The organism is Corynebacterium sp. HMSC066C02, from assembly GCF_001814945.1.
Lineage (GTDB): Bacteria > Actinomycetota > Actinomycetes > Mycobacteriales > Mycobacteriaceae > Corynebacterium > Corynebacterium aurimucosum.
On the sequence record NZ_KV818450.1, the window covers coordinates 1 to 26,485 of the forward strand.

Genomic DNA, 26,485 nt, shown 5'->3' on the forward strand with positions numbered 1-26,485 from the left:
CGGAGGAAGAAACACCCAGCTCAGGGGTGGGGCGAAACGCCAACCGCGGAGGCAAGAGAATGCGAGGTTAGTAGGTGCCGCAAGGCGAACGTAGGCGGTGAGTAAGCCCGCTCGCCGCGCGCGGCGGCCTAGACGGTAGCGTTGCGGACCTTCGTGAAGTGAACCTTGTACCGCGTATCCACATCCACGTCCGGAAAGGCCGCGCGGAAGTCGCGGTCATTGACCTCAATGGCATCCTTGATGCGCAGCAGCGGGGTATCGGGATCCGCTAGCACCTCATACTGCAACGTCGGCCGCGAGCGGTCGTAGGCTACCAGCCGCGATACTTTCTCCACGCCCTCAATGTCAGCGAGAGTATCCGCTACCGCCCCTGCAATCGCGGGCATCTCCGTCTTAATCGCACCCTCCTCATTCGATTCCTCCGAGGGCATCGAATTAAAGCGATGATGGCGCAGGTTGCTTATCACCAACCACAGGCCGGTGAGGGCACAGATGATCGTCGCCAAGCCCAGCGCAAAAGGCCACCAAGACTGCCCAGGCAGACCCGCCCACGTGTCGTGGTCCACCCACGAGGCCAAGTACGTTGCGAAAGGCACGTCGAAGTGGATGAGAATCGGCCACACGCCCAAAGCTATGAGCAGGATTCCCAACACCGCAAGTATCGCGCGGTCCACACCCGCAAGCGTCTTAGACATTGGCGATATCCTCCTGTTCATTCTCAATCACCACGGTAACCTCCGGGGCTGGCGTGATAGCCGCCAGCGCCGCCGTCACCGCTTCAGTCACGCGCTCCTTAAGCTGCGCATCATCGGGATCGCCCGTGGCCGTGACCGTGATACGGGAGCGCTCCTTGGTGATCTTGGCCCGACTCCGCGCCGCCGTCGTTCCCGGCACCCGACGCGCCGTTGCCGACGCCACCCGTGCAATATCCACCGCGCGCAGCCACATCGACGCATCCTCGGAGCCAATCCGCACGTGCGTTGTCTTCCGCGGCGCACACGCCGCCCACAACAGAATCAACCCGACGAAGATCGCCACGCCCCCGGCCACAAGCATCCATGTATGGATCTCCGGCGAGGACATCACGTCGATGAAGGGCTGCAGCCACGAGGTTGCGCCCTCGTTGGCACCTGCCACCCAGGCCTCACGCCCCACGACGACGGCGGCCGCGAGCAGCAGGATGCCCACGATGATGGTCCACCCCCGCGCCGGTGGGGAGGCTTTCGGGCGTTGGCCAAAGCCAGCGGGCAGCGAGTTCTCACTCATGATGACCTCCTTCGCGGATGGTGATGGCGCGCAGCGGCACCGGACGTGGAACGTCTACCCGGCGTGTGAACTCGGCCGAGGGTCGAATCGCAATTGGGCGAAGCTGAAGCGGCTTGGCATGCGGGACGCGAAGCGGAGAAGTGTGCGGAAGGTCCACGCCGCGCGGTTCAACCGGGCGGGGCACTTCGACGTGGCGCAGCGCGAACTCCCGTGGCGCAGGCACCGAGCGGACCTGTACCGGCGCAGGATCCGTGACTGCGCGCAGCGGCTGCGGTTCGGGCGTGTGGATGGGGCGCAGCTTGTCGTAGCGATTCTCGCCGGGGCCGAAACCTTCCGTGCGTACCGTAACGTCCGCAGGCTTGCCGACGCCCCTCACCCGCACCGCCTCCGGCACCCTCACCGTGCGTACAGGGACCGGCGCAGGGGTCGACACTTGGCGCACCGCGGCGCGCTGGCTTACGTCCACCGGCTTCACAGCGCGCTCCGGAACAATCGCCGGAATCTGCGCCGACAGTGGCGCGCGTGTCTCGACCGCCAGCGCGGTTGTACGCTCGCCTGGGACCGCACCGCCCACCGTTACGTTGACGCGAGTGGTGCGAAAACCTGTGAAATCGCGGACTGCCTCGCGGATTGCCGTGCGAACTGCCTTCGCCACCTCGGTGACGGGGGAGGGCCAGTACACAGCGATGTCGACATCCACCGCCACCATCTGCGTATCCGGGTCCATTTGCGCCATCACGCGCGGAAAGGCGCGGCCGGCGAGGCCGGCTAATTTGGCGTCGACAGCCGCGGTCCCCGGCACGCTCGCAATGGCGGCGTTAATGACCTTTTCCATCGCGCGCAGGGAAAAGCGGGTTCGCCCGAAGAGGGCGACCCCGGTTGATTCGGTGCTCACTAGCCTCGGCCTCTATCCTGGCCGACCACGCCCTTCCACACCGCGGTGAGGTCAATGCGGCCGTCGAAATGCGCGCCGATGACGCCGCCGACCGCGGCAAGCAAGACCGCGAGCGCGACGTACCACACGCCGAGGTAGATGAAAAAGGCCAGAACCAAGCCGGCGATCACGCCGAGGGAGGTGTAGTTCTTCATGGTTTTCCTTTAGTTCTGTATGTCGGTTCCTTTTAGACCGCGTCGTCGAAGACCACGTCTACGCGGCGCACTGCGGGCCAGGTGGCGCGGACGGTGGTGCGGGTGACGTCGCCAAGCTCGGCGAGTGGTACGCCTGCGCTGACATCAACGACAATGTGCAGCTCCAGGTGCGTGTCATCCTGCGGGCTGGGGCGGCGAATGCCGTGCACGCGCTCACCGGGGAAGAGCAGCGCGACCTCCCCGAACCGGCCGGGCGAAAGCTTGGCGACGCCCCTCAGATCCGTCACCGCCTCCGCTATGGACGTGGCAAGGGGGAGGGTGAGCTCGGCAGAGGTCACGTTATGCCTGGCCCTGGGTAACCGCCGGAGTTGCCTCGGTGGACTCGTCCTCTTCGCGCGGCAGCTTGACGTCGTGGACGACGACGTCGACGCGATCGACGGACAGGCCGGTCATGCGTTCGACCGCATTCATGATGTTGCGGCGAATAGCCTCGGCGAGCTCGTGGATGGCAACGCCGTACTCGGCGATGATGGCGATATCAATGGAAGCGGTGCCGTTGTTCACCTCGACGCTCACGCCCTGGCGGACGTCCTCGGAAGCGCCGAAGGATTCGCGGATGGAGCCCATCATGCGGGCGCCACCGCCGCCGAGGGCGGCGACGCCGGAAACCTCGCGGGCGGCGATGCCGGCGATCTTGGACACAACGACATCATCGATGCGGGTGGTGCCGAAATCGGTCTCCAGGTTCTTGTTGCGCTCCGGGGCAGGCGCCGGGGTGGCGTCGTTCGCCGGGGCGGTCTGCTCGGCGACGTCCTTGGGGGTTGTGTTTTCAGCCATGGTGGATCCCTCTCATTGTGTAGTTGATGTAGGTATGTATCTACGTCACGAGCTTAACCGCGAACGCGGTCCGCGGGGCGGCGGAGAGTCAATCCTTGGCCAAAACGTGATGTTACCCACTGTTTCCGCAGGAGTTTGGAAAACGCGAGGTTACGTGCTTAAATACAGGGGTTGCTTTAACACAGCGACGTAACCACAGGCTTCAGCTTGTAGGGCGTTGTTGCTGGTAAGGCGAACATGACACCTTTGTTGTGGGGTTCTTTTAGAACTACACGCGAAGGTCATCCGATCGGGCTAGGTCCGCGCTTGAGCAGAGACAATCCCGAGAAGATGGACCGGAGAAGGGGCATGGCAAATAAACAGCGGCAGTATATGAATAAGACTTTGGTTGCGGATCATTGAGATCTAACGCCCCAGTCTTCTTCCTATTTACTTTGACTACGGGTCTTGTACCCCGTCACGAGCACTGCACTCTGGGCTTTTGCCTTAAGTCACTCTCGTGGTCGTCATGACAGTCAGACAACTGGCGTTGAGCCATGGCTTCCAGCCCGGACAACGTTATAGAGAAATCGAGAAGCAATTTCCCACCGCTTCACGCCCCGGATACGCCGGGAATGTGAAAGTGGGGAAGCGAGGAAGAGGATAAGCGTGGCGGGACAAAAAATCCGCATTCGGCTGAAGGCCTACGACCACGAGGCCATCGACGCTTCTGCTAAGAAGATCGTCGAGACCGTTACCCGTACGGGTGCTCGTGTTGTCGGCCCGGTGCCGCTCCCAACCGAGAAGAACGTATACGCCGTTATTCGTTCTCCGCACAAGTACAAGGACTCTCGCGAGCACTTCGAGATGCGCACTCACAAGCGCCTCATCGACATTCTCGACCCGACCCCGAAGACCGTTGACGCCCTCATGCGCATCGACCTTCCGGCAAGCGTCGACGTGAATATCCAGTAAGCGATCGACACAACGTATTTGGTGGAGAACAAACAATGAGTGAAAACGAGATCAAGGGAATTCTGGGCACCAAGCTCGGCATGACCCAGGTCTTCGACGAGGAGAACCGCGTTGTGCCGGTGACCGTCGTCGAGGCTGGCCCGTGCGTGGTTACCCAGATCCGTACGAAAGAAACCGATGGCTACAACGCCATCCAGATTGCCTTCGGCGAGAAGGACCCGCGCAAGGTCAACAAGCCTGCAACCGGTCACTTCAAGAAGGCTGGCGTGACCCCGCGCCGTTACGTCGCTGAGATCCGCATGGACGACACCTCCGCATACGAGGTCGGCCAGGAGGTCAAGGTGGACATCTTCGAGGGCGTGTCCTTCGTTGACGTTACCGGCACCACCAAGGGTCACGGCTACGCTGGCGCCATGAAGCGCCACGGCTTCGCAGGCCAGGGCGCTGCCCACGGTAACCAGGCTGCTCACCGCCGCGTTGGTGGCATTGGTGGCGCTTCGTTCCCGGGCCGCGTCTTCAAGGGTAAGCGCATGGCTGGCCGCATGGGCCAGGACCGCGTGACCACCCAGAACCTGAAGATTCAGAAGATTGATGCCGAGTCCAACCTGCTGCTCATCAAGGGTGCTATCCCGGGTGCGCGCGGTGGCCTCGTCACCGTTAAGACCGCAGTGAAGGGCGGTGCACACGCATGAGCAACCTCAAGCTAGACGTCCAGACCGCTGACGGTAAGACCAACGGCACCGTTGAGTTGCCGGCCGAGCTCTTTGACACCGAGGCATCCATTGCTTTGATGCACCAGGTTGTCAACGCACAGCTCGCTGCTGCTCGTCAGGGTACCCACAAGACCAAGACTCGCGGCGAGGTCCGCGGCGGTGGTCGCAAGCCGTTCCGTCAGAAGGGCACCGGCCGCGCCCGCCAGGGCTCCATCCGTGCGCCTCACTACACCGGTGGTGGCACCGTGCACGGCCCGGTCCCGCGTGACTACTCCCAGCGCACCCCGAAGCGCATGATCAAGGCTGCTCTCTACGGCGCACTGTCTGACCGTGCACGTAACGAGCGCATCCACGTCATCGAGGAGCTCGTCCCGGGCCAGACCCCGTCCACCAAGCAGGCCAAGGCTTTCATCGAGCGCCTCACCGACCGCAAGAATGTTCTTCTGGTCATCGGCCGCGAGGACATCAATGCTCGCCGCAGCGCCAACAACCTGCCGAACGTCCAGATCCTGGACGCCGGCCAGCTGAACACCTACGACGTCCTCTACTCGGACGACGTTGTGTTCTCCGTTGAGGCTCTGCACACCTTCGTCGAGCGCGCTACCGGCGCCGCCGAGGAAGCTAAGGAGGAGAAGTAATGGCTAAGCTCGCTAACCCGCGCGACGTCATCATCGCACCGGTTGTGTCCGAGAAGTCCTACGGCCTGATGGAACAGAACGTCTACACGTTCTACGTCTCCACGGACTCCAACAAGACCCAGATTAAAGATGCCGTCGAGCAGATCTTCGGCGTGAAGGTTGCTTCCGTGAACACCGTGAACCGTGCAGGCAAGCGCAAGCGCACCCGCACCGGCTACGGTCAGCGTAAGTCCACCAAGCGCGCCTACGTGACGCTCCGTGAAGGCAGCGACTCCATCGACGTCTTCGGCGCAGGCGCTTAAGCCCCACCGAAGAGCCGAAAGGAAAAGGAAGAATTATGGCTATTCGTAAGTACAAGCCGACAACTCCGGGTCGCCGCGCATCCTCCGTGTCCGAGTTCGAGGAAATCACTCGCTCGACCCCGGAGAAGTCCCTGCTGCGCCCGCTGAGCAAGACTGGTGGTCGTAACAACTACGGCCGCATCACCACCCGCCACATCGGCGGTGGCCACAAGCGCCGTTACCGTCTGATCGACTTCCGTCGTACCGACAAGGACGGCATCCCTGCAAAGGTCGCACACATCGAGTACGACCCGAACCGTACCGCCAACATCGCCCTCCTGCACTACGCAGATGGCGAGAAGCGCTACATCATCGCCCCGAAGGGCCTGAAGCAGGGCACCATCGTCGAGGCTGGTCCGAACGCGGATATCAAGGTTGGCAACAACCTGCCGCTGCGCAACATCCCGACCGGTACCACCATCCACGCTGTGGAGCTCAAGCCGGGCGCTGGCGCTAAGCTGGCCCGCTCCGCTGGTGCCTCCATCCAGCTGCTGGGTAAGGAAGGCAAGTACGCCATCCTGCGTATGCCGTCCTCCGAGATCCGTCGCGTCGACATCCGTTGCCGCGCCACCGTCGGTGAGGTTGGCAACGCTGACCAGATGAACATCCGTTGGGGCAAGGCCGGCCGTATGCGCTGGAAGGGCGTCCGCCCGACCGTCCGCGGTGTCGTTATGAACCCGGTCGACCACCCGCACGGTGGTGGTGAGGGTAAGACCTCGGGTGGTCGCCACCCGGTGTCGCCGTGGGGCCACAAGGAAGGCCGCACCCGCAACCCGAACCGTTACTCGAACAACATGATCGTGCGCCGTCGTCGCCCGAACAAGAAGCGCTAAGAGGAGGTAAACAATGCCACGCAGCCTTAAGAAGGGCCCGTTCGTCGATGAGCACCTCCTCAACAAGGTTGATGCTCAGAACGAGGCCGGCACCAAGCAGGTCATCAAGACCTGGTCTCGCCGCTCCACCATCCTGCCCGACTTCATCGGTCACACCTTCGCCGTCCATGACGGCCGCAAGCATGTGCCGGTGTTCGTCGAGGACTCCATGGTTGGTCACAAGCTCGGTGAGTTCGCACCCACCAAGACCTTTAAGGGTCACGTCAAGGACGACAAGAAGGGACGTCGATAAGCGATGAGTGACACCATCACCTCCGCATCCGCAACGGCTCGCTACGTCCGCGTTACCCCGATGAAGGCACGCCGCGTCATCGACTTGGTCCGCGGTAAGTCCGTAGCCGAGGCACTTGCAATCCTGAAGTACGCTCCGCAGGGCGCCGCTGAGCCGGTTGCCAAGGTTGTTGCATCCGCAGCTGCCAACGCTGAGAACAACTTCGGCCTGGATCCGCGCACCCTGGTCATCTCCGAGGCATACGCCAACGAGGGTCCGACCATGCGTCGTTTCCAGCCGCGCGCACAGGGCCGCGCATTCATGATTCGTAAGCGCACCAGCCACATCACCGTGGTTGTCGAGAGCCAGAAGGAAGGGGCCAAGTAATGGGCCAGAAGATCCATCCTCACGGCCTACGTTTGGGCATCACTTCCGACTGGAAGACCCACTGGTACGCCGATAAGGACTACGCAAACTACGTAGCCGAAGACATCAAGATCCGCGAGTACCTGGAGAAGGGCCTCGACCGCGCCGGCATCGCCGACGTCGTCATCGAGCGCACCCGCGACCGCGTCCGCGTGGACATTCACACCGCCCGCCCGGGCATCGTGATTGGCCGCCGCGGCGCTGAGGCTGACCGCATCCGTCGTGAGCTGGAGAAGCTCACCGGCAAGATGGTTGCCCTCAACATCCTCGAGGTCAAGCAGGTCGACGCCAACGCAACCCTGGTTGCACAGTCCATCGCGGAGCAGCTGGTTAACCGCGTCGCATTCCGTCGTGCAATGCGCAAGGCTATCCAGTCCGCTATGCGCCAGCCGCAGGTCAAGGGCATCAAGATTCTGCTGTCCGGCCGCCTGGGCGGTGCAGAAATGTCTCGCGTTGAGCGCTACCACGAGGGTCGCGTTCCGCTGCACACCCTTCGCGCCGAAATCGACTACGGCACCGCAGAGGCCCACACCACCTTCGGCCGCATCGGCATCAAGGTGTGGATCTACAAGGGTGACGTTGTCGGTGGCGTCCGCGAGTCCGAACTGAACGCTCCGGCGCAGGGCCGCGGCCGCGGTGACCGTAACGGTCGCTCGCGCCGTGGTGGCCAGCGTCGCCAGCGCGCACAGCAGAAGCAGGAGGGCTAATCCATGCTGATTCCTAAGCGCGTCAAGTACCGTCGCCAGCACCGCCCGACCCGCTCGGGTGTGTCCAAGGGCGGTAACCGCATCAACTTCGGTGACTACGCCATCCAGGCTCTTGAGCCGGCGTACATCACCAACCGCCAGATTGAGGCCGCACGTATTGCCATCAACCGCCACGTCAAGCGTGGTGGCAAGGTGTGGATCAACATCTTCCCGGACCGTCCGCTGACCCAGAAGCCGCTCGGCGTGCGTATGGGTTCCGGTAAGGGTCCCGTCGAGAAGTGGGTTGCCAACGTTAAGCCGGGCCGCATCCTCTTCGAGATGACCTACCCGAACGAAGCTACCGCCATCGAGGCTCTGCGCCGCGCCGGCCAGAAGCTTCCGTGCAAGGTCCGCATCATCAAGAAGGAGGACCAGTTCTAATGGCTACCGGTACCCCCGCCCACGAGTTCCGTGAGCTCGACAACGCTGAGCTGGAGAACCGCCTGAAGGATGCGAAGGAAGAGCTTTTCAACCTTCGTTTCCAGAAGGCCACTGGCCAGCTGACCAACAACCGCCGCATCGGCACGGTTAAGCGCGACATCGCCCGCATCTACACCGTTCTGCGCGAGCGCGAGCTGGGCCTGTCCGTTGCTCCGGGAGCTGAGGCTTAATCATGAGTGAGGCAAACGTGAACACTAAGAAGGAAAAGGGCGCTCGCAAGACCCGCACCGGCATCGTTGTCTCCGACAAGATGAATAAGACCATCGTTGTCGAGCTCGAGGACCGCAAGCAGCACGCCCTCTACGGCAAGATTATGCGCACTAACAAGAAGGTTAAGGCGCACGACGAGAACGAGACCGCCGGCATCGGCGACCGCGTTCTCATCGCCGAGACTCGCCCGCTGTCCAAGGACAAGCACTTCCGTCTCGTCGAGATCGTGGAGAAGGCTAAGTAATATCTAGCCCTCTTCGATATCAATGACCCCCACGTTCACCGTGGGGGTCTTTTTTATGCCCCCTATCGGGCTGAATCGGCGCAACACAGCACAGGCTGGCTAGGGGAATGCTCTCCGATTTTATCCGGCTGCGCTGCAGGAACGTGCTAGGGTTAGGCCGTTCATCTCCTGAAAGGTTTAACGCCGTATGTCCGCGTTCTCTCGCTCTCTGCTTACCCTTGTCTGCGCTTCCTCCGTAGCGGCCCTCGTCGGTTGCGCCGCAGAGGAGCCGGCCCCCGTTGCTGCCGACGCCCCGGCTGTGGACTCCGCCGCGGACGTTTCACCTACGCAAGCTAAACCGGAGTCGGAGGCGCAGCCCCAGCCCAGCACCGAAGCTGCCGGACCCAAACCGACGCTTCCGGCGGGCTACTCGCCTGGTGCCGGTAATTCTGGCACCGCCGAGGTCACGAAGACACCTGCACCCAACGATGGAAACAATGCCGAGGCGGACACCTCCGTCACCAGTGGCATCGAAAAGTGCGAGTACCGGAAGGATCGCGTTGCCAGTGAGGGCAATCCTGCCGATGCTCCCACCACGGTGTCAGGCACTGTGCACAAGGTCAAAGCAGGCGACCTCGATGGTGGCGTGCCAGGCATTGTCGTGTCCGATTACGCCTCGACAGAGGTCTGGTTCTTGGCCTTGGATGCGCCCACCACCTTGAGCGGATATAAGAGTGGCAGCCCGTCACGGAAAACGTTGACCTTTTCCGGCAAGAGTTGCATTGGGCTCGTCGAGAAAAGCGCGTGGGCAGGCTACGAGGGCAAGCACGTCACCTTGCCCTTTGAACCCGACCGCGGCTGGTGGCAAAGCGATACGAGCGTTCCTATGGGTGCGCTGTACGTGGACTACACCCCAGACGAAGTCCTCTAGGGAACGCGTGCTCTGAATCGGGCGGCGAACCCGGGGGCGGAAGCCTCCAAGAGTCTAGCGTGTGCCCCGGTGCGTGAGTGCAATGGCGAGACAGAATGCGCTCAACACCGCGCCTACCGCGAGAAGGAACGTGCCGATACGGTAGGGCGTGGCGCTCACCAGGTCGATGGTGTTATAAATCCGCAGCCACACCAACCAGCCAACGATGAGCGCAGCGCTGCCTACCGCCGACAGGGCTCGTAAACCGCGGGTGGGGCGCTGGGAGGGGGAGAAGGCGTGGTAGGAGGCGTCGACAAGCGCGAGTGCGGCGAGCACCACCGACGCCCACGCCGCAAGCGGCACCGGTAGAAGCGCTGCGGCACCGAAGACCACCGGCAGGATAAAAGCCACGGCTACCAGCACAAAGAGCAGGCCGTGCACTACGCTGGCACGCACTGGGTAGTTCATAGGCACTCCTCCACTTCAGAACACGTGGGCGGTTGCGCGCCCGTGCGGGACACCGTAATGGCTGCGGCCGTCGCCGCGAAGTGGAGGATCTCCTGCCACTCTTCGGCGCTTAATGCGCTGATATCCCGCGTTAGCAACTGGCTCAGCAGCGCGGCCATGACCGTGTCACCGGCGCCAATGGTGTCTGCCACCTCGACCTTAACCGGTGGGACCTGCGCCGATACCGAATCCGTGCGTACGCTCAGCCCTTCTGCGCCGCGCGTGGTTACCACTACAGGTACGTGGGCCAGTGCGTCTTCGCCCAGGAATTCCACTTCTTCCTCGCTCAACTTCAACAACGTGACGTGTGGCAACAGTGACAACAAGAAATCGCGGTGCTCCGGGGTGGCGAAGAAGGGGCGAATATTAGGGTCCAGCGCGACCTTCGTGCCCTTCGCGGCAAGGTCCTTCAGCAACGCGGCATAACGGGAGGCACCAGGTTCCAGGGCGAGGGAGACGGTGCCGAAACAGGCCCAGGGGACGTCGACAAGCACAGGCTCTATTAGGCGGTCCGCCGTGCCCTCCGTGTAGAAGGAATAGGTGGCCGATCCGTCCTCACCGATGTTGCAGACTGCTAGTGTCGTGGGTTCCTCACCCCGCTGCACGAGCGAGGTATCCACTCCTTCTTTATGCAGACGCTCCATGAGCGCTTGCCCGAAGGCATCGTGCGAGAGCCGCGACTGAAATCCCACGCTAGCGCCCAAACGGCTCGCCGCGACCGCCACGTTGAAGGGACCGCCGCCCAACGCCGGTGTTAAATCCGCCAGCTGCCCGCGTCCGCGCGGAACGAGGTCAACAAGGCCTTCGCCACACACCATAATGTCCATGGAACCCATACTATCGAGAGCATGAACTACCGTCCGCTTTTCCATCTCTCCCCGCCCTCCGGCCGCCTCAATGACCCGAATGGGGTCTTCATCGATGGCAACAACCTGCATGTTTATTATCAGCACGACCCCTACTTCCCGCACGCGGCGAAGCAGACAGGCTGGGGTCATGCCGTGGCCTCCTTAAGCGAGGCGAAGCCATGGCGGCACTACCCGGACGCGCTGTATCCCATCCGTGAGCACGACGCCCACGGCTGCTACTCGGGCGGCGCAGTGGTCGACGGTGAGGACGTCTGGCTGTTTTATACCGGCAATCTCAAGCGCGATGGCGTGCGGATTCCCTCGCAGAATCGCGTCCGTGCCGTCGATGCCGGCGGTCCAGAAGGCGGTTTCTATGAGCACGACCCCGCCAACCCGCTCATCAATGGCCCCGCGGAGGGCTTCACGGGGCACTACCGCGATCCCCAGATCACCCGCGATGGTGCCGGCTGGCGCATGGTGCTCGGCGCCCAAGCAGAAGACGAAAGCGGGCACGCCGTGCTCTACCGTTCTACGGACTTGGCGCAGTGGTCCTTTGAAGGCACGATCACCTTTGATACCTCGAGTGCTCAGCCGGGCCTGAGCCCGGATCTCGTGCCGGGCGGCTACATGTGGGAGTGCCCCAACCTTCTCACGCTCCGGGACCGCGCGACGGGAGAGGACAAGGACGTCTTGGTCATCTGCCCGCAAGGACTCGAGCCGGTGGTTGCTGACGGCACCACGCACTACGCCTCCTCCGATCAGTGCGGTTACCTCGTGGGCCGGTTGGAGGGCACCGTCTTCCACGTGGAGCGGGGCTTTAGCGAGCTGGATTATGGCCACCAGTTTTATGCGCCGCAGCTGGTGGAAAAGGATGGCGAGGCCATCATGCTGGGGTGGATGGGGCTGCCCGTGCAGGATGACACCCCGACGGTTGCCCAGGGCTGGGTCCACACGCTCACCTTGCCGCGGCGCGTGTGGCTGGAGGAAGGCTGGTTGCGCCAGGCGCCGTTGTGGTCGCTGCCGGCTGTGCCGGCGGAGGCAGCACGCGTTGGGTTCGGTTCGGTAGCCACGCTGATGGCCGGCGAGGGAACGTACGTGCTTGTCGACGACTCCGGGGCCGACGCCTTCCGCGTCACCTACGGCGGGGGAGAACTCCGTTTGGCAGTTGGGGACGATGAGCGCGTCGTTCCCTGCCCGGCTGGCTCCGTGGAGCTCATCGCGGATGGATGTGCCGTGGAGGTCTTCGCGGGTGATGGGCGGATTGCGGGCGCGTCGGCGATTTTTGGTGCCAGCGACGCTCGCTGGCACGGCTGGGAAGCCCGTTAGGGTGTGAATTTTCCTATATTTATGCCCGAATGCTTGGCTTTGTGTTGGGTAACGTGTCTAATAGGAGGTGACGCTATTTAATTCATCTCACTCTTCTAGGAGGCACGCCGGAATGGATCACTCACAGGTCGCGGCGCGAATACTCTCAGCCATCGGCGGCGAAGACAACATCGTGGCGCTCGCACACTGCGCCACTCGCCTGCGCATGGTGCTCAAAGACAGCAAGAAGGTCGACAAGGCCGCCCTGGAAAACGATCCGGACCTCAAAGGCATTTTTGAGGCCGGGGGCATGTTCCAGGTCATCGTCGGTCCGGGCGATGTCAACATCGTCTTCGACCAGCTCAACAAGATAACCACCAAGGACATCGCGGTCTCCACCGATAAGCTCAAGGACATTGCCGCCGATTCCGGCAACTGGTTCTCCCGCGCGGTGAAGGTCCTCGCGGATATCTTCGTACCGCTCATCCCGATTCTGGTCGGCGGCGGTCTGCTCATGGCGCTCAACAACGTGCTGACAGCCAATGGCCTGTTCGGCGAGCAGTCCGTCATTGAGATGTTCCCTGCCATGGCGGATGTCGCCGGGCTCATCAACCTCCTGGCGTCCGCGCCGTTTGCCTTCCTGCCCATCCTGGTGGGCTTCACCGCCACCAAGCGCTTCGGCGGCAATGAGTTCCTCGGCGCCGGCATGGCCATGGCCATGGTGATGCCGGACCTAGTGAACGGCTACCAAGTGGCCGCGACCATCGAGGCGGGCGAGATGTCCTACTGGAACATCTTCGGCCTCGACGTGGCCCAGGCGGGCTACCAGGGTTCCATCCTGCCGATTCTGGTCATCGCGTGGATTCTGGCCACGATTGAGAAGTTCCTGCACAAGCACCTCAAGGGCACGGTGGACTTCATGCTCACCCCGCTGCTCACGCTGCTGGTGACGGGCTTTATCACCTTCATTGCGGTCGGTCCTGTTCTGCGTACTGCCGGCGACATGCTCGGCGCAGGGCTCAACAACCTCTACACCTTCGCCGGCCCGGTGGGCGGCTTCATCTTCGGTTTGTTCTACTCGCCGATCGTCATTACCGGCCTGCACCAGTCCTTCCCGCCGATTGAGACGATGTTGTGGAACGAGGGCGGTTCCTTCATCTTCGCGGTGGCCTCCATGGCTAACATCGCCCAAGGTGGCGTGGCCTTGGCGGTCTACTTCCTTGCTCGCTCTGAGAAGCTCAAGGGCTTGTCCGGTGCCTCGGGTGTCTCCGCACTCTTCGGTATTACCGAGCCTGCCATCTTCGGTGTGAACTTGCGCTTGCGCTGGCCTTTCTACATCGGCATGGGCGCTTCCGCAGTGGCCTCGACGTTCATTGCGCTTCTCGACGTCAAAGCCACCGCCCTCGGTGCCGCCGGCTTCATCGGCTTCGTCTCCATGCGTCCCGAGGATTACACGCAGTTCTTCATCTGCGCCTTTACGTCTTTGATCCTTTCCTTCGGCGTGGCCTTTGTATATGGCCGCTACCTGATTGCGAAGAATGGTTCCATCGACCCCGATGAGGTCGGTGCTGCCGGCACCGGCGTGGGTGGCGCGGTTCCTGCCGCCACCGCTGACCCGAATGCCTACCGCGTGGCTTCCCCGCTGGCTGGTAAGGCCATCGCCTTGGAGTCGGTCTCCGACCCGATGTTTGCCGCTGGAAAGCTGGGCGCGGGCGCGGCCATCGAGCCGACCGAGGGGCGCCTCGTCTCCCCGATTGACGGCAAGGTTACCGTCACCTTTCCTTCCAAGCACGCGTATGCCGTGCGTGGCAAGGATGCTGACGGCAACAACGTGGACATTCTCATGCACATCGGCTTCGACACCGTGAACCTGAAGGGCGAGCACTTCACCTCGCACGTGTCCAAGGGCGATGAGGTGAAGGCTGGTGACCTGCTGTGCGAGTTCGACATCGCAGCCATCAAGGCCGCCGACTACCCGGTGACCACGCCGGTCGTCGTGTCCAACTCGAAGAAGACAGGCCCGGTCCTGCCGGCCTTCGTCACGGGCGAGGAGATTTCCTTCGGCGATGCATTCCTTACCGTGGACCCGAAACCAGAACCTGCTGATGCGACAACCACCGCATCAGCCTCCAAGGCCTAGGAGTGCAGGCGCGAGCGAGGGGGATGCCGCATGGGAGCTCCGTCATGCAACCGGGCTGTGGGAAGCAGCGGGGCGTGCAATTTGGGGAAACAGTCTAAGGCATGCTTGAATGTATGGGTTGCATATGGCCGGGCGGTGCAGCGCGATGCGTTTCCGAATCGCCGCACCGAGACCCTTCGACCGCTGTGAACAGCGAGTTCGTCGCACAGCCTGTGCCACATAAGCAAGTAGACCAGGTGTGTCAAGGACGGAAATCTTGACGCACGTTAATCCAGGTCAGGAGACCCATAGTGATTCAGAAAGAATCGCGTCTGCGCGTCGCCGATAACTCTGGTGCACGAGAGATCCTCGTCATCCGCGTTCTCGGCGGCTCCGTTCGACGTTTCGCTGGCATTGGTGACATCGTCGTCGCCACTGTCAAGGAAGCCATCCCGGGTGGCAACGTAAAGGAAGGCGACATCGTCAAGGCCGTCATCGTACGCGCCAAGAAGGAGACCCGTCGCCCGGACGGCTCCTACATCGCATTCGATGAAAACGCCGCAGTTATTCTCAAGGGTGACAACGAGCCGCGCGGTACCCGCATCTTCGGCCCGGTTGCTCGCGAACTTCGTGACAAGCGCTTCATGAAGATCGTTTCTCTCGCACCGGAGGTGATCTAGTCTTATGAAGATTCATAAGGGCGATATGGTGATCGTTATTTCGGGCCCGGACAAGGGCGCGAAGGGCAAGGTCATCGAGGCATACCCGAAGCGTGACAAGGTCCTCGTTGAGGGCGTTAACCGCGTCAAGAAGCACGTTGCTAACTCCGCTACCGAGCGTGGCGCCGAGTCCGGCGGAATCGTTACCCAGGAAGCTCCGATCCACGTGTCCAACGTTGCGATCGTTGACTCCGAGGGCAACCCGACCCGCGTGGGCTACCGTTTCGACGAGAACGGCAAGAAGGTCCGCATCGCACGTAGCAACGGGAAGGACATCTAAAATGAGCGAGAACTACACTCCGCGTCTGAAGACCCGCTACCGCGAGGAAATCAAGAAGGCTCTGAACGAAGAGTTCAAGTACGAGAACGTGATGCAGATTCCGGGCGTCACCAAGGTTGTCGTCAACATGGGTGTGGGCGACGCTGCCCGCGACTCCAAGATGATCAACGGCGCTCTCGAGGACCTTACCGCTATCACCGGCCAGAAGCCGCAGGTGCGTCGCGCTAAGAAGTCCATCGCTAACTTCAAGCTCCGTGAGGGCATGCCCATCGGCGCACGCGTTACCCTGCGTGGCGACCGCATGTGGGAGTTCCTGGACCGCCTGCTGACCATCGCGCTGCCGCGTATTCGCGACTTCCGCGGTCTCTCCGACCAGCAGTTCGACGGCCACGGCAACTACACCTTCGGCCTCAGCGAGCAGACCATGTTCTACGAGATCGACATCGACAAGGTGGACCGCCCGCGCGGTATGGACATCACCGTCGTCACCTCCGCTACCAACGACGAGGAAGGCCGCAAGCTCCTGCGCGAGCTCGGCTTCCCGTTCAAGTAAGCGGCGACACTTTCTCTTTGAGATAGAGAACGACCCCCGGTACTCCCTGCAAGGAGGCCGGGGGTTTCGCGCGTCCTGACACGGAGTACGATATCGGGTGCCTTAACGTTTCTCGAGCCAGTGAGGTACTGGATGTCTCTCAACGAAGCCGCCGCCGTTGCGGTGAAGAAGAAGCTCACGCTTCTCGACGAATCCCTCGCCCGTTTCGCCGTGCGAGCTACCCTGGCGGGCGCGTACCTAGCCATCGGCACGGCATTCGCTGGCGTAGTGGGGATGGGTGTCGAAAAGCACGCGGCTGGCTTGGGCTCCTTGGTTTTCGCTGCGCTTTTCGGGCTCGGCCTGTTCGCCATTGTCATCTTGGGTGCTGATTTGGCCACCAGCAACATGATGTACATGGTCTACGGCGCGGTGAAGAAGCAGGTGGGGTGGGGAAAGGCGCTGTGGTTGCTCGTGGTGACCACGCTGTTTAACCTCGTCGGCGTAGTGATTTTTGCCGCCGCCATGTCGGTGTCCGCGAAGCTGGGAAACATGGACCCGGGTCACCTTATCGCCACGATGTCGGCGGGGAAGCTGGAGAAGACCCCGGGCGGTCTTTTCGTCGAGGCCATCGTTGCCAACTTCGTGGTGAACATGGCGATCATCGGGGCGATCTCGGCCAAGGAGCTGGTGTCCAAATTCTTCGTCATCGTTCCCATCATCGCGTGCTTTGTGGGCTTAAGCCTTGAGCACGTCATCGCGAACTTCTGTCTGATGATGCTGACGGTCTTCTGTGCTAGCCCGCTGCCCGATGCCTTTAGCCTGGGCGCGGTGCTCACCAACTGGTCCATCGCGTGGATGGGAAACCTCATCGGCGGTGGCTTCCTCATGGGTGGGGTCTACGCGTGGCTTAACTCCGGCCCGGAAGCGTATCGCGACTAAGTTGACCCGAATAAAGGTTGAATCGGTCGCCGCGGGCAAAGCCGACGAGCGCCATGCCCGTCTCCCGGGCGGTTGTGACGGCTAGGGAGGAGGCTGCGGAGACCGCGACAAGCATGCCGAAGCCGGCCATAGCGGCCTTGTTGACGAGTTCGAAGCTGGCGCGCGAGCTCATGACCAGAATGAGGTCACTGGCGGGCAGCTTTCCTTCCATGAGCAGGTTGCCGATGACCTTGTCGGCGGCGTTGTGCCGCCCGACGTCCTCGCGCACCACGACGGGAGCGCCGTCGAGAGTAAAGGCCCCGGCAGCGTGAATACCTCCGGTTTTACGGAACTGCTTCTGCTCCCGCTTGAGGGCCTCGGGCAGCTTGGCGACGACCCCCGGATCCACCGGCACCTGTGGAATCTCGTAGCGTGACTGCTTCATGAGTGCCTCGATGGAGGAGGTGCCACACACGCCGCAGGCGGACGTGGTGGTGGTCAGACGCAGATCGGCGAGCGTGAGCGCGTGGGGGTTAGCCAGCTCCACGTCGAGCAGATTATAGGGATTGCGCCCATCCACCGAGGCGCCGGCGCAGTAGCGGGCCCCCCGGACGTCACTGACCTTCTCAATGTGTCCTTCGGAGTGGAGGAAACCATGTGCCAGCTCGACGTCGTGTCCCGGGGTGCGCATCGTCGTCGTTAGTGTTTGCCCGCCGACGCGGATCTCCAGCGGCTCCTCGCCGGCGACGGAATCGCCACGGGTATCGACTTGGGTGACGTGGCCGTTCTCATCGAGGCGCACCTTGGTCACAGCGAATGTGGCGTTGACGCGCCCGCTCATCGGTTGAGGGCCTCCTTCAAGGTGGCAATGTGTGCACGGGCCTCATCGGTGTTCTTGGACGCGAGCCCCACCAGGTAAGCGGTTAGGGGAGCGGCGGGCCGGGACTGGGTATGCGCAACGTCTTTGGTCAGATCGAGAAGTTCTTTGATCAAAGCGGTGGCCTCCTCGGGAGAGGCGCCGATCAGCTCGGCAGCCTCCTTCAGCCACTGATGGGCGGTGCGGATCGGATCAGGTGTTTCGCTCATGGCTTCCTATGCTAACGCGTTTTGGAAAACTGCATGTCAGCGGGTAGAGTAATCCGACGGACTTGCATTTTTCCACTCCTGTGCCGCGAAAACAGTGCAGGAGGTGCGGAAACGTGCCAAGCCGGAAGAATTGAACACATCTACTTTGTTGTAGGCCCCTCGCCGTAGATAGCGGACCGTTGTCTGTATCAAAGGGTGGCGAGCGCCTCGTGGTATTGACCGCGGGGAGCGTGAGTAGCCCGAAATCACACGGAAAACGCTTTGGTGAGCTTTTGTGGGAACCGCAACGAGAAAGGTTAAAGGTCACTCATATGACTATGACTGATCCTATTGCCGACATGCTGTCGCGCGTGCGCAACGCATCTAATGCGCACCACGACGTCGTGTCGATGCCGACCTCCAAGCTCAAGGCGAACATCGCTGAGATCTTGAAGCAGGAAGGCTACATCGCTGACTACTCCGTCGAGGGCCACGAGCTGTCCCTCGAGCTTAAGTACAACAACCGTGAGCGTTCCCTCTCGGGTCTGCGTCGCGTGTCTAAGCCGGGTCTGCGTGTGTACGCAAAGTCCACCGAACTGCCGCAGGTTCTGGGCGGCCTGGGCGTGGCTATCATTTCCACGTCTCAGGGTCTGCTTACCGACCGTCAGGCTCAGGAGAAGGGTGTAGGCGGAGAAGTTCTCGCCTACGTCTGGTAAGGGAGGATTGACACATGTCTCGTATCGGTCTAGCACCTATCGCCGTCCCGAAGGGCGTCGACATCACCATCAATGGCCAGGTTGTCAACGTTAAGGGTGCCAAGGGCACCCTCGAGGTTGAGCTGCCGGAGCCGATCACCGCAGCCGTCGAGGATGACGAGATCAAGGTCTCCCGTCCGGATGACGACCGCAAGAACCGCGCCCTGCACGGTCTGGCCCGCTCCCTGGTCAACAACGCCGTTGTTGGCGTGACCGAGGGCTACACCAAGAAGATGGAAATCTTCGGTGTTGGTTACCGTGTCCAGCAGAAGGGTAAGGACCTGGAGTTCTCTCTGGGTTACTCCCACCCGATCCTCATCGAGGCTCCGGAGGGCATCACCTTCGCTGTGGATGGCGCAACCAAGCTCTCCGTATCTGGTATTGACAAGCAACTGGTTGGACAGGTCGCCGCGTACATCCGCCGCCTGCGTAAGGACGATCCTTACAAGGGCAAGGGTATTCGCTACGACGGCGAGCAGGTCCGCCGCAAGGTCGGAAAGACGGGTAAGTAAGCAATGGCTAACACTGAAAACGCAAAGCGCACCCCGGTTGGCAAGGACATTTCCTCGCGTCGTCGTGAAGCACGCGCGCGCCGCCACTTCCGCATCCGTAAGACCCTCCGCGGCACCCCTGAGGCGCCGCGTCTGGTCGTTCACCGCTCCTCCCGCCACATGCACGTTCAGGTCATCGACGACCTGGCTGGCCACACCCTGGCTGCCGCTTCCTCCATGGAAGCCGACGTGCGTGCACTCGAGGGCGATAAGAAGGCTAAGGCTGCCAAGGTAGGCCAGCTCATCGCTGAGCGCGCCAAGGCCGCTGGCATCGAGCAGGTCGTCTTCGACCGTGCAGGCTACAAGTACCACGGCCGCGTTGCTGCGCTGGCCGAAGCCGCTCGCGAAGGTGGTCTGCAGTTCTAATGATTAAGGCATACGGAAACATCAACGGAAGGAACGCCTAATGTCGGACCGTGAACAGCGTGACGGCGGACGCTCCGCCGAGAACAACAACGACCGCAAGGGTCGCAACAACGGCCGTCGTAACGACCGCCGCAACCACCAGGACAACGAGCGCGATAAGTACATCGAGCGCGTTGTGACCATCAACCGCGTCGCTAAGACCGTTAAGGGTGGCCGCAACATGTCCTTCACCGCTCTCGTCGTCGTCGGCGACGGCCAGGGCATGGTGGGCGTCGGCTACGGCAAGGCCAAGGAAGTCCCGGCCGCAATCCAGAAGGGTGCAGAAGAGGCTCGCAAGAACTTCTTCCGCGTCCCGATGATTGCTGGCACCATTACCCACCCGGTAGAGGGTCGCGACGCAGCTGGCATCGTGATGATGAAGCCGGCCGCTCCGGGTACCGGTGTCATCGCCGGCGGTGCTGCTCGTCCGGTGCTTGAGTGCGCTGGCGTGCAGGACATTCTGTCGAAGTCCCTGGGCTCCGACAACGCTCTCAACGTCGTCCGCGCTACCGTGGACGGCCTCAAGCAGCTGGTTCGCCCTGAGGAAGTTGCCGCACGTCGTGGCAAGTCCCTCGAGGAGGTCGCACCGGCCCAGATGCTGCGCAAGCGCGCAGGTCAGGAGGCATAAGCAATGGCTCTGAAGATTACTCAGGTAAAGGGCCTTGTGGGCACCAAGCCGAACCACCGCGCAAACATGGAGTCGCTTGGTCTCAAGCGCATCGGACACTCTGTTGTGAAGCAGGACACCCCGATCATCCGCGGTATGGTTCACAAGGTGCGTCACCTGGTCACCGTCGAAGAAGTGGCAGGGGAGTAAACCATGGCTGATATCATCAAGCTCCACGACCTGCGCCCGGCCGCAGGATCCAACAAGCCCAAGACCCGCGTCGGCCGCGGTGAGGCATCCAAGGGTAAGACCGCTGGTCGCGGTACCAAGGGCACCGGAGCTCGTAAGCAGGTACCAGCTGCTTTCGAGGGTGGCCAGATGCCGATCCACATGCGTCTGCCGAAGCTTAAGGGCTTCAAGAACCCGAACCACGTTGAGTACCAGGTAGTCAACGTTGCTGACCTCGCAGAGGCTTTCGCTAACGGTGGCGACGTCACCGTTGCGGACATCGTTGCTGCTGGCCTGGTTCGCAAGAACCAGCCGGTCAAGGTTCTGGGCAACGGTGAGATCAACGTTAAGTTGAACGTCACCGCTGACAAGTTCTCCAAGTCTGCTGTTGAGAAGATCGAGGCTGCTGGCGGCACCGCCACCGCAACCAAGTAATTCTCTTACAGGCTCTGTGAGAGCCATAACCCTCCCGCGGCGCCACCTTTCGGTGGCCTTCGGGAGGGCTTCTGGCGTTTTCGGGGCAGCCCTGGGCGCAGAAGGCATGAGTACCTTTTGAGGGGTGCCTTATGGCTTGCGTGTTATGTATTGACCTGGGGTTTTACGTGGAGAGTGCCGCAAAAGGCATCTCTCAAAAGGTATTAATGCCTTTTGGGAGAAACCGTATGGCATGAAATTTATGCGGGGCCGTTAGGCCTCGTTGACCGTCTTCTCGTAGAGGCCGGGGAAGCGGCCATCCGGGTCGGTGACGGCCTTGATGCGCTCCGGCAGGTCGCCGCCATAAAGCTCCGCGAATTGCTCAGGCGAATAGAAGGCTTCGGAATATAATGACTTGTGCCCGCCTAGCTCGCTCACCTTGTCCTCGATGACGCGATTGAAGGCGCCATTGCCTGGAGCAGAGGGGTCGACGTGATTGCCCTCCACGCCTGACCAAAAGCCCACGTTGATCCAGGTCTGGCCCGGGCGCAGGGGGTACAGCGGCCACGGAGCTGGGGAATCAGCGGCCAGCGTGCCCGCGTCAACGAGGTCTTCGACGCCCTCGCGCAGCCGAATCGGGCACAGCCACACTGGTTGGATGTCGGAGGCTTGGAAAAACCAATCCAAGAACTCCGGCAAATTGTCCGGTGTGACCTCGATGTCCTGCACCACGCGCTCGGCGCGGGGCAGGCCCTTCGGCTTCTTGATGAAGTTGTACTCCAGCTCGTATTTGCGGTCTAGGCGCACGAGCTTCCAGTAGAAGGAACTGCGGCGCAGCTGCCGCGGCCACACCTTGCGCACGCGCGGATTCTGCGCCCCGAAAGCGCGCGAGCACCAGAACCAGTCCGTGTCCCAGCGCCAGATATAGTCGCGCACCGTGAGGCGGTCGCGGCGGATGCCGCGGGCGTGCTGAAGGCTGCGGTAGAAGATCTTGTCGCGCGTGTAGTCGGAGGTCGGCCCCGCCTCATCCGTAAAACGGGCCATGACGAGGTATGACTCCTCCGGCGAGAAGACCACGCCATCCAGGCCGTGCACTTCGACATCGTCATAGGTGTGGGTGCGGGAGACGTCGTCAAGCGTGCGTGCCAAAGACTCGAAGTCGTGAAAGCGTACCTCCCGCAGCTCCACATAGGGTTTGACCGCGCGCAACTCAATCTTCAGGCGCACCGCATAGCCCAAGGAGCCATAGGAGTTGGGGAAGAGGCGGAAGAGATCGACGTTCTCCTCGCGCGAGCACGTGACAATATCCCCCGTGCCGGTCAGGATGTCCATCTCCAGGACGGATTCATGCGGCAGTCCATCGCGGAAGCTCGTGGACTCCACTCCCATCCCCGTCACGGCGCCGCCCAGGGTAATGGTCTTGAGCTGCGGCACCACAAAGGGCATAAGCCCATGCGGCAGGGTGGCGTCGACGAGGTCCTCGTAGGTGCACATGCCCTGGACCTCGGCGGTCTGTGCGATCGGATCGACCTCAATCACCCCATCCAGACCGGAGACGTCCAGCCCGGCTTGCTCACCGCTGCGCCCGCGGAACAGGTTCGAGGTTTTCTTGGCCAAACGCACACGCTTATCTTTCGGCACCGCGTGGAAGCTACGCAGGAGCTTATCGACGCCCTCCCGGTGCGCCTTCCAGCCCACCGGCGGAATCTCTACTGCGTCAACGCTGCGGTGATTGCGGATGAGATCGGTCAACATAAAACTCCCTTAAGTCTTTAGAAGCGCGAATCTTCCCACCAGCGGCGCTCTGGCACGCCGGCGCGGGAGCCGGCTTCGCCCAGTTTGACGCCCACGAAGTGGTACAGATTGATGATGTTGTGCTCAAAGCCCCACTCGGAGCCGGCCATGTAGATGGCCCACAGGCGCGCGGTGGGCAGACCCACCAGCGAGCAGGCTTCCTCCCAATTCTCCTTGAGGTTCTCGCACCAATCATGCAGCGTGCGCATGTAGTCGAAGCGGAGGGATTCCGTGTGGACAACTTCGAATCCGGCATCCTGCATGCACTTGGTGATGGTGCCGGAGCCGGAGAGCTCGCCGTCGGGGAAGATATAGCGGTCGATGAACCCACCCTTCGGCGTTTTATGGTTATCCGGGTAGGTGATGCAGTGGTTGAGCATCACACCACCTGGCTTGAGCTTGCCGTGAAGGAAGCTGAAGAAGCTGGGATAGTTCTTGACACCGATATGCTCGAGTAGCCCGATGGCGGAGATGGCATCGAAGCCTTCCTCGGTGACGTCGCGGTAATCCAGGAAGCGGATTTCCGCCAGGTCCTCGAGGCCCTCCTCCTTAATCTTGGCTTGGCCCCATTCAGCCTGTTCCTTGGACAAGGTCACACCGACTGACTTCACGCCGCGCTTAGCGGCGTAGCGCACCATCCCGCCCCAGCCACAGCCGACGTCCAGGTGGCGGTCGCCCTCCTTGAGGCGCAGCTTGTCGAAGATGAGCCGGTACTTGTTTTCCTGAGCCTCATCCAGCATGGCGTCGGGGGAGGGGTAGTAGGCGCAGGTATATGTCATCGAATCGCCGAGGAAGAGTTCGTAGAAGTCATTGCCCACGTCGTAGTGATCGGAGATGACGTCTGCATCGCGCTCCTTGGAATGCTTGGACAGGCCTTCGTGCAGCTTGCGGCGCAGCCAGGAAGCGCGCTCAACCTCTGGGACCGGCTGGATTTGGAAGGCACCCAGCGAGGCTAAGGAGCGGGCTACCCGGGCCAGTGCCTTGGCGTCCGGGCGGGAGAACTTGTCATACATCGCATGCAAGGCGTCGAAGATGCCATAGGGATGCGCCGGGTGTTCGCCTTCGACCGTGATGCCGTCGGTGACATAGGCGCGGGCGAACCCGACGTCCCCTGGGTGAGTAGCGATATAGGCCAAGCCCTGGAGGTTGTTAATCCTGACGGTGAACTGCGCATCGGCCGGGCCGGTAGAGGAACCGTCGAATGCCTCCCAGCGGAAGGGGTTGGGGCTGGGAACGAAGGTATCGATGATCTCAGCCACGGTCATTGGGGTGAATCGCTTACTCATAAAATTACATACTTCTTTCGGTTCAGTGTCTGGCAGATCAAGAACGGCCATACTCCGAGACACTCCAGGCGTCGCCGGAAAGGTCGAAAAGACGTAAAAATCTTGTAAGGACATTGCCTTAAAGCAACGGGGTCCATGGTAGGCCCGATCTGTAGAAGGCGCTAAGGGGGAAAACCATAGGGAGCCCAGCGGCGTGGCATGGGCGGGCTCAATGTGGCGAATGAGGCCGAGGCTGGTAGGGTGATGGGGTCAAAAGTGTTCAACCGTTCCTATGAGAGACCTTAAAAAGACTCTTAAAGTTTGGGAACAGATGAGATCCACCCCCGTGCGCGGCGAATTCGAACCGCATAGCAAGCGCGGTAGGCCAGGAGGATTTAGTAGTGTCCGCCATTCTGCAGGCTTTCAAAGATGCCGACCTGCGTAAGAAGATCATCTTCACGCTCGTGTTGATTATCCTCTACCGCGTTGGCGCACAGATCCCGTCGCCGGGCGTTGATTACGCCACCATCGCCGGCCGGCTTCGTGACCTCACGGAGGAAGCAGGCAACCTCTATTCGGTGATCAACCTGTTCTCCGGTGGTGCGCTCCTGCAGCTGTCCATCTTCGCCATCGGCATCATGCCGTACATTACGGCGTCGATTATCGTGCAGCTGCTGACCGTGGTCATTCCCCACTTCGAGCAGTTGAAGAAGGAGGGACAGTCCGGTCAGGCCAAAATGACGCAGTACACGCGCTACCTCACCCTGGCGTTGGCGCTGCTGCAGTCTTCGGGCATCGTGGCTCTGGCGGACCGCGAGCAGCTTCTAGGACAAGGTGTGCGCGTCCTGGCGGAGGACCGCAACTTCTTCACCCTCATCGTGCTCGTTATCGCCATGACCTCCGGCGCCATCCTTGTGATGTGGATGGGTGAGCTGATTACTGAGAAGGGCATCGGCAACGGTATGTCGCTGATGATTTTCGCCGGTATTGCTACCCGCCTTCCTACCGACGGCGTTAACATCCTCCAGAACAATGGCGGCCTGGTCTTCGCCATGGTTCTTGCCGGGCTCATCTTCCTCGTCGTGGGCATTACCTTCATCGAGCAGGGCCAGCGCCGGATTCCGGTGCAATACGCCAAGCGCATGGTGGGCCGCCGCCAGTACGGTGGTTCCTCCACCTACCTGCCGCTTAAGGTCAACCAGGCCGGCGTTATCCCGGTCATTTTCGCTTCCTCGCTGATCTACATGCCGGTGCTCATCACCCAGATCGTTAACTCCGGTTCCGCGGGCGTGTCTGATAACTGGTGGCAGCGCAATGTCATCGCGCACTTGCAGTCGCCGAGCTCCTGGCAGTACATCGTCCTGTACTTCGTGCTCACCATCTTCTTCTCCTACTTCTACGTTTCGGTTCAATATGACCCGGCCGAGCAGGCTGAGAACATGAAGAAGTATGGTGGATTTATCCCGGGCATTCGCCCGGGCCGACCGACCGCCGAGTACCTAGGCTTTGTCATGAACCGTCTGTTGTTCGTCGGCTCGATCTACCTCGCGGTTATCGCCGTCTTGCCGAATATCCTCCTGGATCTTGGAATCGGCAGCGCTGGTGCCGCTGGTACCTCCGCTTTCGGTGGTACCGCCATCCTCATTATGGTCTCGGTGGCCCTGACCACGGTCAAGCAAATCGAGTCCCAGCTCCTACAATCCAACTACGAAGGACTGCTTAAGTAATGCGTTACGTACTCCTTGGCCCTCCCGGTGCCGGCAAGGGCACCCAAGCCGCTCTCCTCAGCGAGAAGCTCGGCGTTCCGCACATCTCCACCGGTGACCTCTTCCGCGCCAACATTGGTGAGGGCACCCCGCTCGGCGTAGAGGCCAAGTCCTACATTGATGCCGGCAAGCTGGTGCCGACCGACGTCACGGCTCGCATGGTGGAGGACCGCCTCAACCAGGATGACGCCAAGGACGGCTTCCTTCTCGACGGCTTCCCGCGCACCGTGGAGCAGGCCGACATCCTGGAGAAGCTACTCGCCGACAAGGGTCTGAAGCTCGATGGCGTCCTGAACTTTGAGGTATCCGAGGACGTCGTGGTCGAGCGCATGCTTGCTCGCGGCCGCGCGGACGACACAGAGGAAACCATTCGCACCCGCCTAGGTGTCTACCGCGAGGAGACCTTCCCGCTCATCGAGCACTACGGCGATGCCATCATCTCCATTAAGGCTGAAGGAAGCGTTGAGGAGATCAACGAGCGCACCCTTCAGGCTATGGGCAAGTAATCT

The 26,485-nt window shown here is 61.6% G+C and carries 38 protein-coding genes; 26 read left to right on the forward strand and 12 right to left on the reverse strand.

Going from position 1 to position 26,485, the window contains the following annotated elements; translation table 11 throughout:
* Positions 1-128: 128 nt before the first annotated feature.
* From HMPREF2996_RS05320 to HMPREF2996_RS05345, 6 genes are read right to left on the reverse strand one after another with little or no spacing between them, the layout of a single operon-like run.
* Positions 129-695, reverse strand: coding sequence for an Asp23/Gls24 family envelope stress response protein (locus tag HMPREF2996_RS05320; protein WP_070730443.1), 567 nt, complete (start codon positions 693-695; stop codon positions 129-131).
* Positions 688-1,266, reverse strand: coding sequence for a DUF6286 domain-containing protein (locus HMPREF2996_RS05325; protein WP_070730445.1), 579 nt, complete (start codon positions 1,264-1,266; stop codon positions 688-690). The genes HMPREF2996_RS05320 and HMPREF2996_RS05325 overlap by 8 nt, the downstream gene beginning before the upstream one ends.
* Positions 1,259-2,161 (reverse strand): Asp23/Gls24 family envelope stress response protein, encoded by a 903-nt coding sequence (locus tag HMPREF2996_RS05330; protein WP_070730447.1) that lies wholly within the window; start codon positions 2,159-2,161, stop codon positions 1,259-1,261. The genes HMPREF2996_RS05325 and HMPREF2996_RS05330 overlap by 8 nt, the downstream gene beginning before the upstream one ends.
* A complete protein-coding gene (locus HMPREF2996_RS05335; protein ID WP_010189668.1) occupies positions 2,161-2,355 on the reverse strand; it encodes a hypothetical protein in 195 nt (64 codons plus the stop codon). Before HMPREF2996_RS05335 ends, HMPREF2996_RS05330 begins: the two co-directional genes overlap by 1 nt.
* A 32-nt stretch (positions 2,356-2,387) precedes the next feature.
* Positions 2,388-2,693, reverse strand: a complete 306-nt coding sequence (locus HMPREF2996_RS05340; RefSeq protein WP_070710819.1) for a hypothetical protein — start codon at positions 2,691-2,693, stop codon at positions 2,388-2,390.
* Between the two features lies 1 nt (position 2,694).
* Positions 2,695-3,192 (reverse strand): Asp23/Gls24 family envelope stress response protein, encoded by a 498-nt coding sequence (locus HMPREF2996_RS05345; RefSeq protein ID WP_070710820.1) that lies wholly within the window; start codon positions 3,190-3,192, stop codon positions 2,695-2,697.
* 648 nt (positions 3,193-3,840) lie between these two features.
* Here HMPREF2996_RS05345 and rpsJ point away from each other — a divergent pair.
* From rpsJ to HMPREF2996_RS05405, 12 genes are all read left to right on the forward strand, one after another.
* Positions 3,841-4,146: a 30S ribosomal protein S10 gene (rpsJ, locus tag HMPREF2996_RS05350; RefSeq protein ID WP_003848085.1), complete on the forward strand. Its 306-nt coding sequence runs from the start codon at positions 3,841-3,843 to the stop codon at positions 4,144-4,146.
* 35 nt (positions 4,147-4,181) lie between these two features.
* Entirely contained in the window at positions 4,182-4,838 is a 657-nt protein-coding gene (rplC, locus tag HMPREF2996_RS05355; protein WP_010189651.1) for a 50S ribosomal protein L3, read from the forward strand.
* Positions 4,835-5,497: a 50S ribosomal protein L4 gene (gene rplD, locus HMPREF2996_RS05360; RefSeq protein ID WP_010189650.1), complete on the forward strand. Its 663-nt coding sequence runs from the start codon at positions 4,835-4,837 to the stop codon at positions 5,495-5,497. Before rplC ends, rplD begins: the two co-directional genes overlap by 4 nt.
* Entirely contained in the window at positions 5,497-5,799 is a 303-nt protein-coding gene (gene rplW / locus HMPREF2996_RS05365; RefSeq protein WP_010189649.1) for a 50S ribosomal protein L23, read from the forward strand. The genes rplD and rplW overlap by 1 nt, the downstream gene beginning before the upstream one ends.
* A 35-nt stretch (positions 5,800-5,834) precedes the next feature.
* Positions 5,835-6,671, forward strand: a complete 837-nt coding sequence (gene rplB, locus HMPREF2996_RS05370; RefSeq protein ID WP_010189648.1) for a 50S ribosomal protein L2 — start codon at positions 5,835-5,837, stop codon at positions 6,669-6,671.
* 13 nt (positions 6,672-6,684) lie between these two features.
* Positions 6,685-6,963: a 30S ribosomal protein S19 gene (gene rpsS / locus HMPREF2996_RS05375; protein WP_010189646.1), complete on the forward strand. Its 279-nt coding sequence runs from the start codon at positions 6,685-6,687 to the stop codon at positions 6,961-6,963.
* 3 nt (positions 6,964-6,966) lie between these two features.
* Positions 6,967-7,329 (forward strand): 50S ribosomal protein L22, encoded by a 363-nt coding sequence (gene rplV / locus HMPREF2996_RS05380; RefSeq protein ID WP_010189645.1) that lies wholly within the window; start codon positions 6,967-6,969, stop codon positions 7,327-7,329.
* Complete coding sequence (gene rpsC, locus HMPREF2996_RS05385; protein WP_070446580.1) at positions 7,329-8,075, forward strand: 30S ribosomal protein S3; 747 nt, start codon at positions 7,329-7,331, stop codon at positions 8,073-8,075. Before rplV ends, rpsC begins: the two co-directional genes overlap by 1 nt.
* Before the next feature lie 3 nt (positions 8,076-8,078).
* Positions 8,079-8,495: a 50S ribosomal protein L16 gene (gene rplP, locus HMPREF2996_RS05390; RefSeq protein ID WP_010189643.1), complete on the forward strand. Its 417-nt coding sequence runs from the start codon at positions 8,079-8,081 to the stop codon at positions 8,493-8,495.
* Positions 8,495-8,725: a 50S ribosomal protein L29 gene (gene rpmC, locus HMPREF2996_RS05395; protein ID WP_010189642.1), complete on the forward strand. Its 231-nt coding sequence runs from the start codon at positions 8,495-8,497 to the stop codon at positions 8,723-8,725. The genes rplP and rpmC overlap by 1 nt, the downstream gene beginning before the upstream one ends.
* Positions 8,726-8,727: 2 nt before the next feature.
* Positions 8,728-9,009, forward strand: a complete 282-nt coding sequence (rpsQ, locus tag HMPREF2996_RS05400; protein ID WP_010189641.1) for a 30S ribosomal protein S17 — start codon at positions 8,728-8,730, stop codon at positions 9,007-9,009.
* A gap of 187 nt (positions 9,010-9,196) precedes the next feature.
* The gene (locus tag HMPREF2996_RS05405) at positions 9,197-9,919 is read left to right on the forward strand and encodes a hypothetical protein (RefSeq protein WP_070730449.1); all 723 of its coding nucleotides are present in this window, start codon (positions 9,197-9,199) and stop codon (positions 9,917-9,919) included.
* 54 nt (positions 9,920-9,973) lie between these two features.
* Here the strand turns inward: HMPREF2996_RS05405 and HMPREF2996_RS05410 are convergent, their stop codons facing one another.
* Both HMPREF2996_RS05410 and HMPREF2996_RS05415 read right to left on the reverse strand, forming a co-directional pair.
* Complete coding sequence (locus tag HMPREF2996_RS05410) at positions 9,974-10,366, reverse strand: hypothetical protein (protein WP_070730451.1); 393 nt, start codon at positions 10,364-10,366, stop codon at positions 9,974-9,976.
* Complete coding sequence (locus HMPREF2996_RS05415) at positions 10,363-11,232, reverse strand: carbohydrate kinase family protein (RefSeq protein WP_070730666.1); 870 nt, start codon at positions 11,230-11,232, stop codon at positions 10,363-10,365. The genes HMPREF2996_RS05410 and HMPREF2996_RS05415 overlap by 4 nt, the downstream gene beginning before the upstream one ends.
* A 21-nt stretch (positions 11,233-11,253) precedes the next feature.
* On the opposite strand from HMPREF2996_RS05415, the gene HMPREF2996_RS05420 reads away from it, so the two are divergent.
* The 6 genes from HMPREF2996_RS05420 to HMPREF2996_RS05445 all read left to right on the forward strand — a co-directional run bounded on the left by HMPREF2996_RS05420 (position 11,254) and on the right by HMPREF2996_RS05445 (position 17,147).
* On the forward strand, positions 11,254-12,579 hold the full coding sequence (locus HMPREF2996_RS05420; RefSeq protein ID WP_070644446.1) for a glycoside hydrolase family 32 protein: 1,326 nt from the start codon (positions 11,254-11,256) through the stop codon (positions 12,577-12,579).
* 112 nt (positions 12,580-12,691) lie between these two features.
* A complete protein-coding gene (locus HMPREF2996_RS05425) occupies positions 12,692-14,698 on the forward strand; it encodes a sucrose-specific PTS transporter subunit IIBC (RefSeq protein ID WP_070717481.1) in 2,007 nt (668 codons plus the stop codon).
* 290 nt (positions 14,699-14,988) lie between these two features.
* Positions 14,989-15,357 (forward strand): 50S ribosomal protein L14, encoded by a 369-nt coding sequence (rplN, locus tag HMPREF2996_RS05430; RefSeq protein WP_070446572.1) that lies wholly within the window; start codon positions 14,989-14,991, stop codon positions 15,355-15,357.
* Between the two features lie 4 nt (positions 15,358-15,361).
* Positions 15,362-15,676, forward strand: coding sequence for a 50S ribosomal protein L24 (rplX, locus tag HMPREF2996_RS05435; protein WP_005527724.1), 315 nt, complete (start codon positions 15,362-15,364; stop codon positions 15,674-15,676).
* Between the two features lies 1 nt (position 15,677).
* Positions 15,678-16,229 carry a 50S ribosomal protein L5 gene (gene rplE / locus HMPREF2996_RS05440; protein WP_010189579.1) on the forward strand — a complete coding sequence of 184 codons (552 nt, stop codon included), beginning with the start codon at positions 15,678-15,680 and terminating at the stop codon, positions 16,227-16,229.
* A 132-nt stretch (positions 16,230-16,361) separates the two neighbouring features.
* Positions 16,362-17,147, forward strand: coding sequence for a formate/nitrite transporter family protein (locus HMPREF2996_RS05445; protein ID WP_070710825.1), 786 nt, complete (start codon positions 16,362-16,364; stop codon positions 17,145-17,147).
* On the opposite strand, the gene fdhD is transcribed toward HMPREF2996_RS05445, so the two are convergent.
* Entirely contained in the window at positions 17,116-17,967 is an 852-nt protein-coding gene (gene fdhD / locus HMPREF2996_RS05450) for a formate dehydrogenase accessory sulfurtransferase FdhD (protein WP_070710826.1), read from the reverse strand. The genes HMPREF2996_RS05445 and fdhD overlap by 32 nt on opposite strands.
* On the reverse strand, positions 17,964-18,212 hold the full coding sequence (locus HMPREF2996_RS05455) for a DUF6457 domain-containing protein (RefSeq protein WP_010189574.1): 249 nt from the start codon (positions 18,210-18,212) through the stop codon (positions 17,964-17,966). The genes fdhD and HMPREF2996_RS05455 overlap by 4 nt, the downstream gene beginning before the upstream one ends.
* Positions 18,213-18,523: 311 nt before the next feature.
* On the opposite strand from HMPREF2996_RS05455, the gene rpsH reads away from it, so the two are divergent.
* From rpsH to rplO, 6 genes are read left to right on the forward strand one after another with little or no spacing between them, the layout of a single operon-like run.
* On the forward strand, positions 18,524-18,907 hold the full coding sequence (rpsH, locus tag HMPREF2996_RS05460) for a 30S ribosomal protein S8 (protein WP_010189573.1): 384 nt from the start codon (positions 18,524-18,526) through the stop codon (positions 18,905-18,907).
* Between the two features lie 14 nt (positions 18,908-18,921).
* Positions 18,922-19,458 carry a 50S ribosomal protein L6 gene (rplF, locus tag HMPREF2996_RS05465; protein ID WP_010189572.1) on the forward strand — a complete coding sequence of 179 codons (537 nt, stop codon included), beginning with the start codon at positions 18,922-18,924 and terminating at the stop codon, positions 19,456-19,458.
* Between the two features lie 3 nt (positions 19,459-19,461).
* Positions 19,462-19,863 (forward strand): 50S ribosomal protein L18, encoded by a 402-nt coding sequence (gene rplR / locus HMPREF2996_RS05470; RefSeq protein WP_070717484.1) that lies wholly within the window; start codon positions 19,462-19,464, stop codon positions 19,861-19,863.
* Between the two features lie 40 nt (positions 19,864-19,903).
* The gene (gene rpsE, locus HMPREF2996_RS05475) at positions 19,904-20,530 is read left to right on the forward strand and encodes a 30S ribosomal protein S5 (protein WP_010189568.1); all 627 of its coding nucleotides are present in this window, start codon (positions 19,904-19,906) and stop codon (positions 20,528-20,530) included.
* A gap of 3 nt (positions 20,531-20,533) precedes the next feature.
* Positions 20,534-20,719, forward strand: a complete 186-nt coding sequence (gene rpmD, locus HMPREF2996_RS05480; protein WP_010189565.1) for a 50S ribosomal protein L30 — start codon at positions 20,534-20,536, stop codon at positions 20,717-20,719.
* A gap of 3 nt (positions 20,720-20,722) precedes the next feature.
* The gene (rplO, locus tag HMPREF2996_RS05485) at positions 20,723-21,172 is read left to right on the forward strand and encodes a 50S ribosomal protein L15 (RefSeq protein ID WP_010189563.1); all 450 of its coding nucleotides are present in this window, start codon (positions 20,723-20,725) and stop codon (positions 21,170-21,172) included.
* Between the two features lie 252 nt (positions 21,173-21,424).
* Here rplO and HMPREF2996_RS05490 read toward each other — a convergent pair whose 3' ends face one another.
* Positions 21,425-22,906: an FAD-binding oxidoreductase gene (locus HMPREF2996_RS05490; protein WP_070730453.1), complete on the reverse strand. Its 1,482-nt coding sequence runs from the start codon at positions 22,904-22,906 to the stop codon at positions 21,425-21,427.
* A gap of 17 nt (positions 22,907-22,923) precedes the next feature.
* Entirely contained in the window at positions 22,924-24,231 is a 1,308-nt protein-coding gene (locus tag HMPREF2996_RS05495) for a class I SAM-dependent methyltransferase (protein ID WP_070730454.1), read from the reverse strand.
* 380 nt (positions 24,232-24,611) lie between these two features.
* Here HMPREF2996_RS05495 and secY point away from each other — a divergent pair, with 380 nt between their 5' ends.
* Together secY and HMPREF2996_RS05505 are read left to right on the forward strand one after the other, a co-directional pair.
* The gene (gene secY, locus HMPREF2996_RS05500; protein WP_070730455.1) at positions 24,612-25,937 is read left to right on the forward strand and encodes a preprotein translocase subunit SecY; all 1,326 of its coding nucleotides are present in this window, start codon (positions 24,612-24,614) and stop codon (positions 25,935-25,937) included.
* Positions 25,937-26,482 carry an adenylate kinase gene (locus HMPREF2996_RS05505; RefSeq protein ID WP_070446560.1) on the forward strand — a complete coding sequence of 182 codons (546 nt, stop codon included), beginning with the start codon at positions 25,937-25,939 and terminating at the stop codon, positions 26,480-26,482. Before secY ends, HMPREF2996_RS05505 begins: the two co-directional genes overlap by 1 nt.
* Positions 26,483-26,485: the final 3 nt, after the last annotated feature.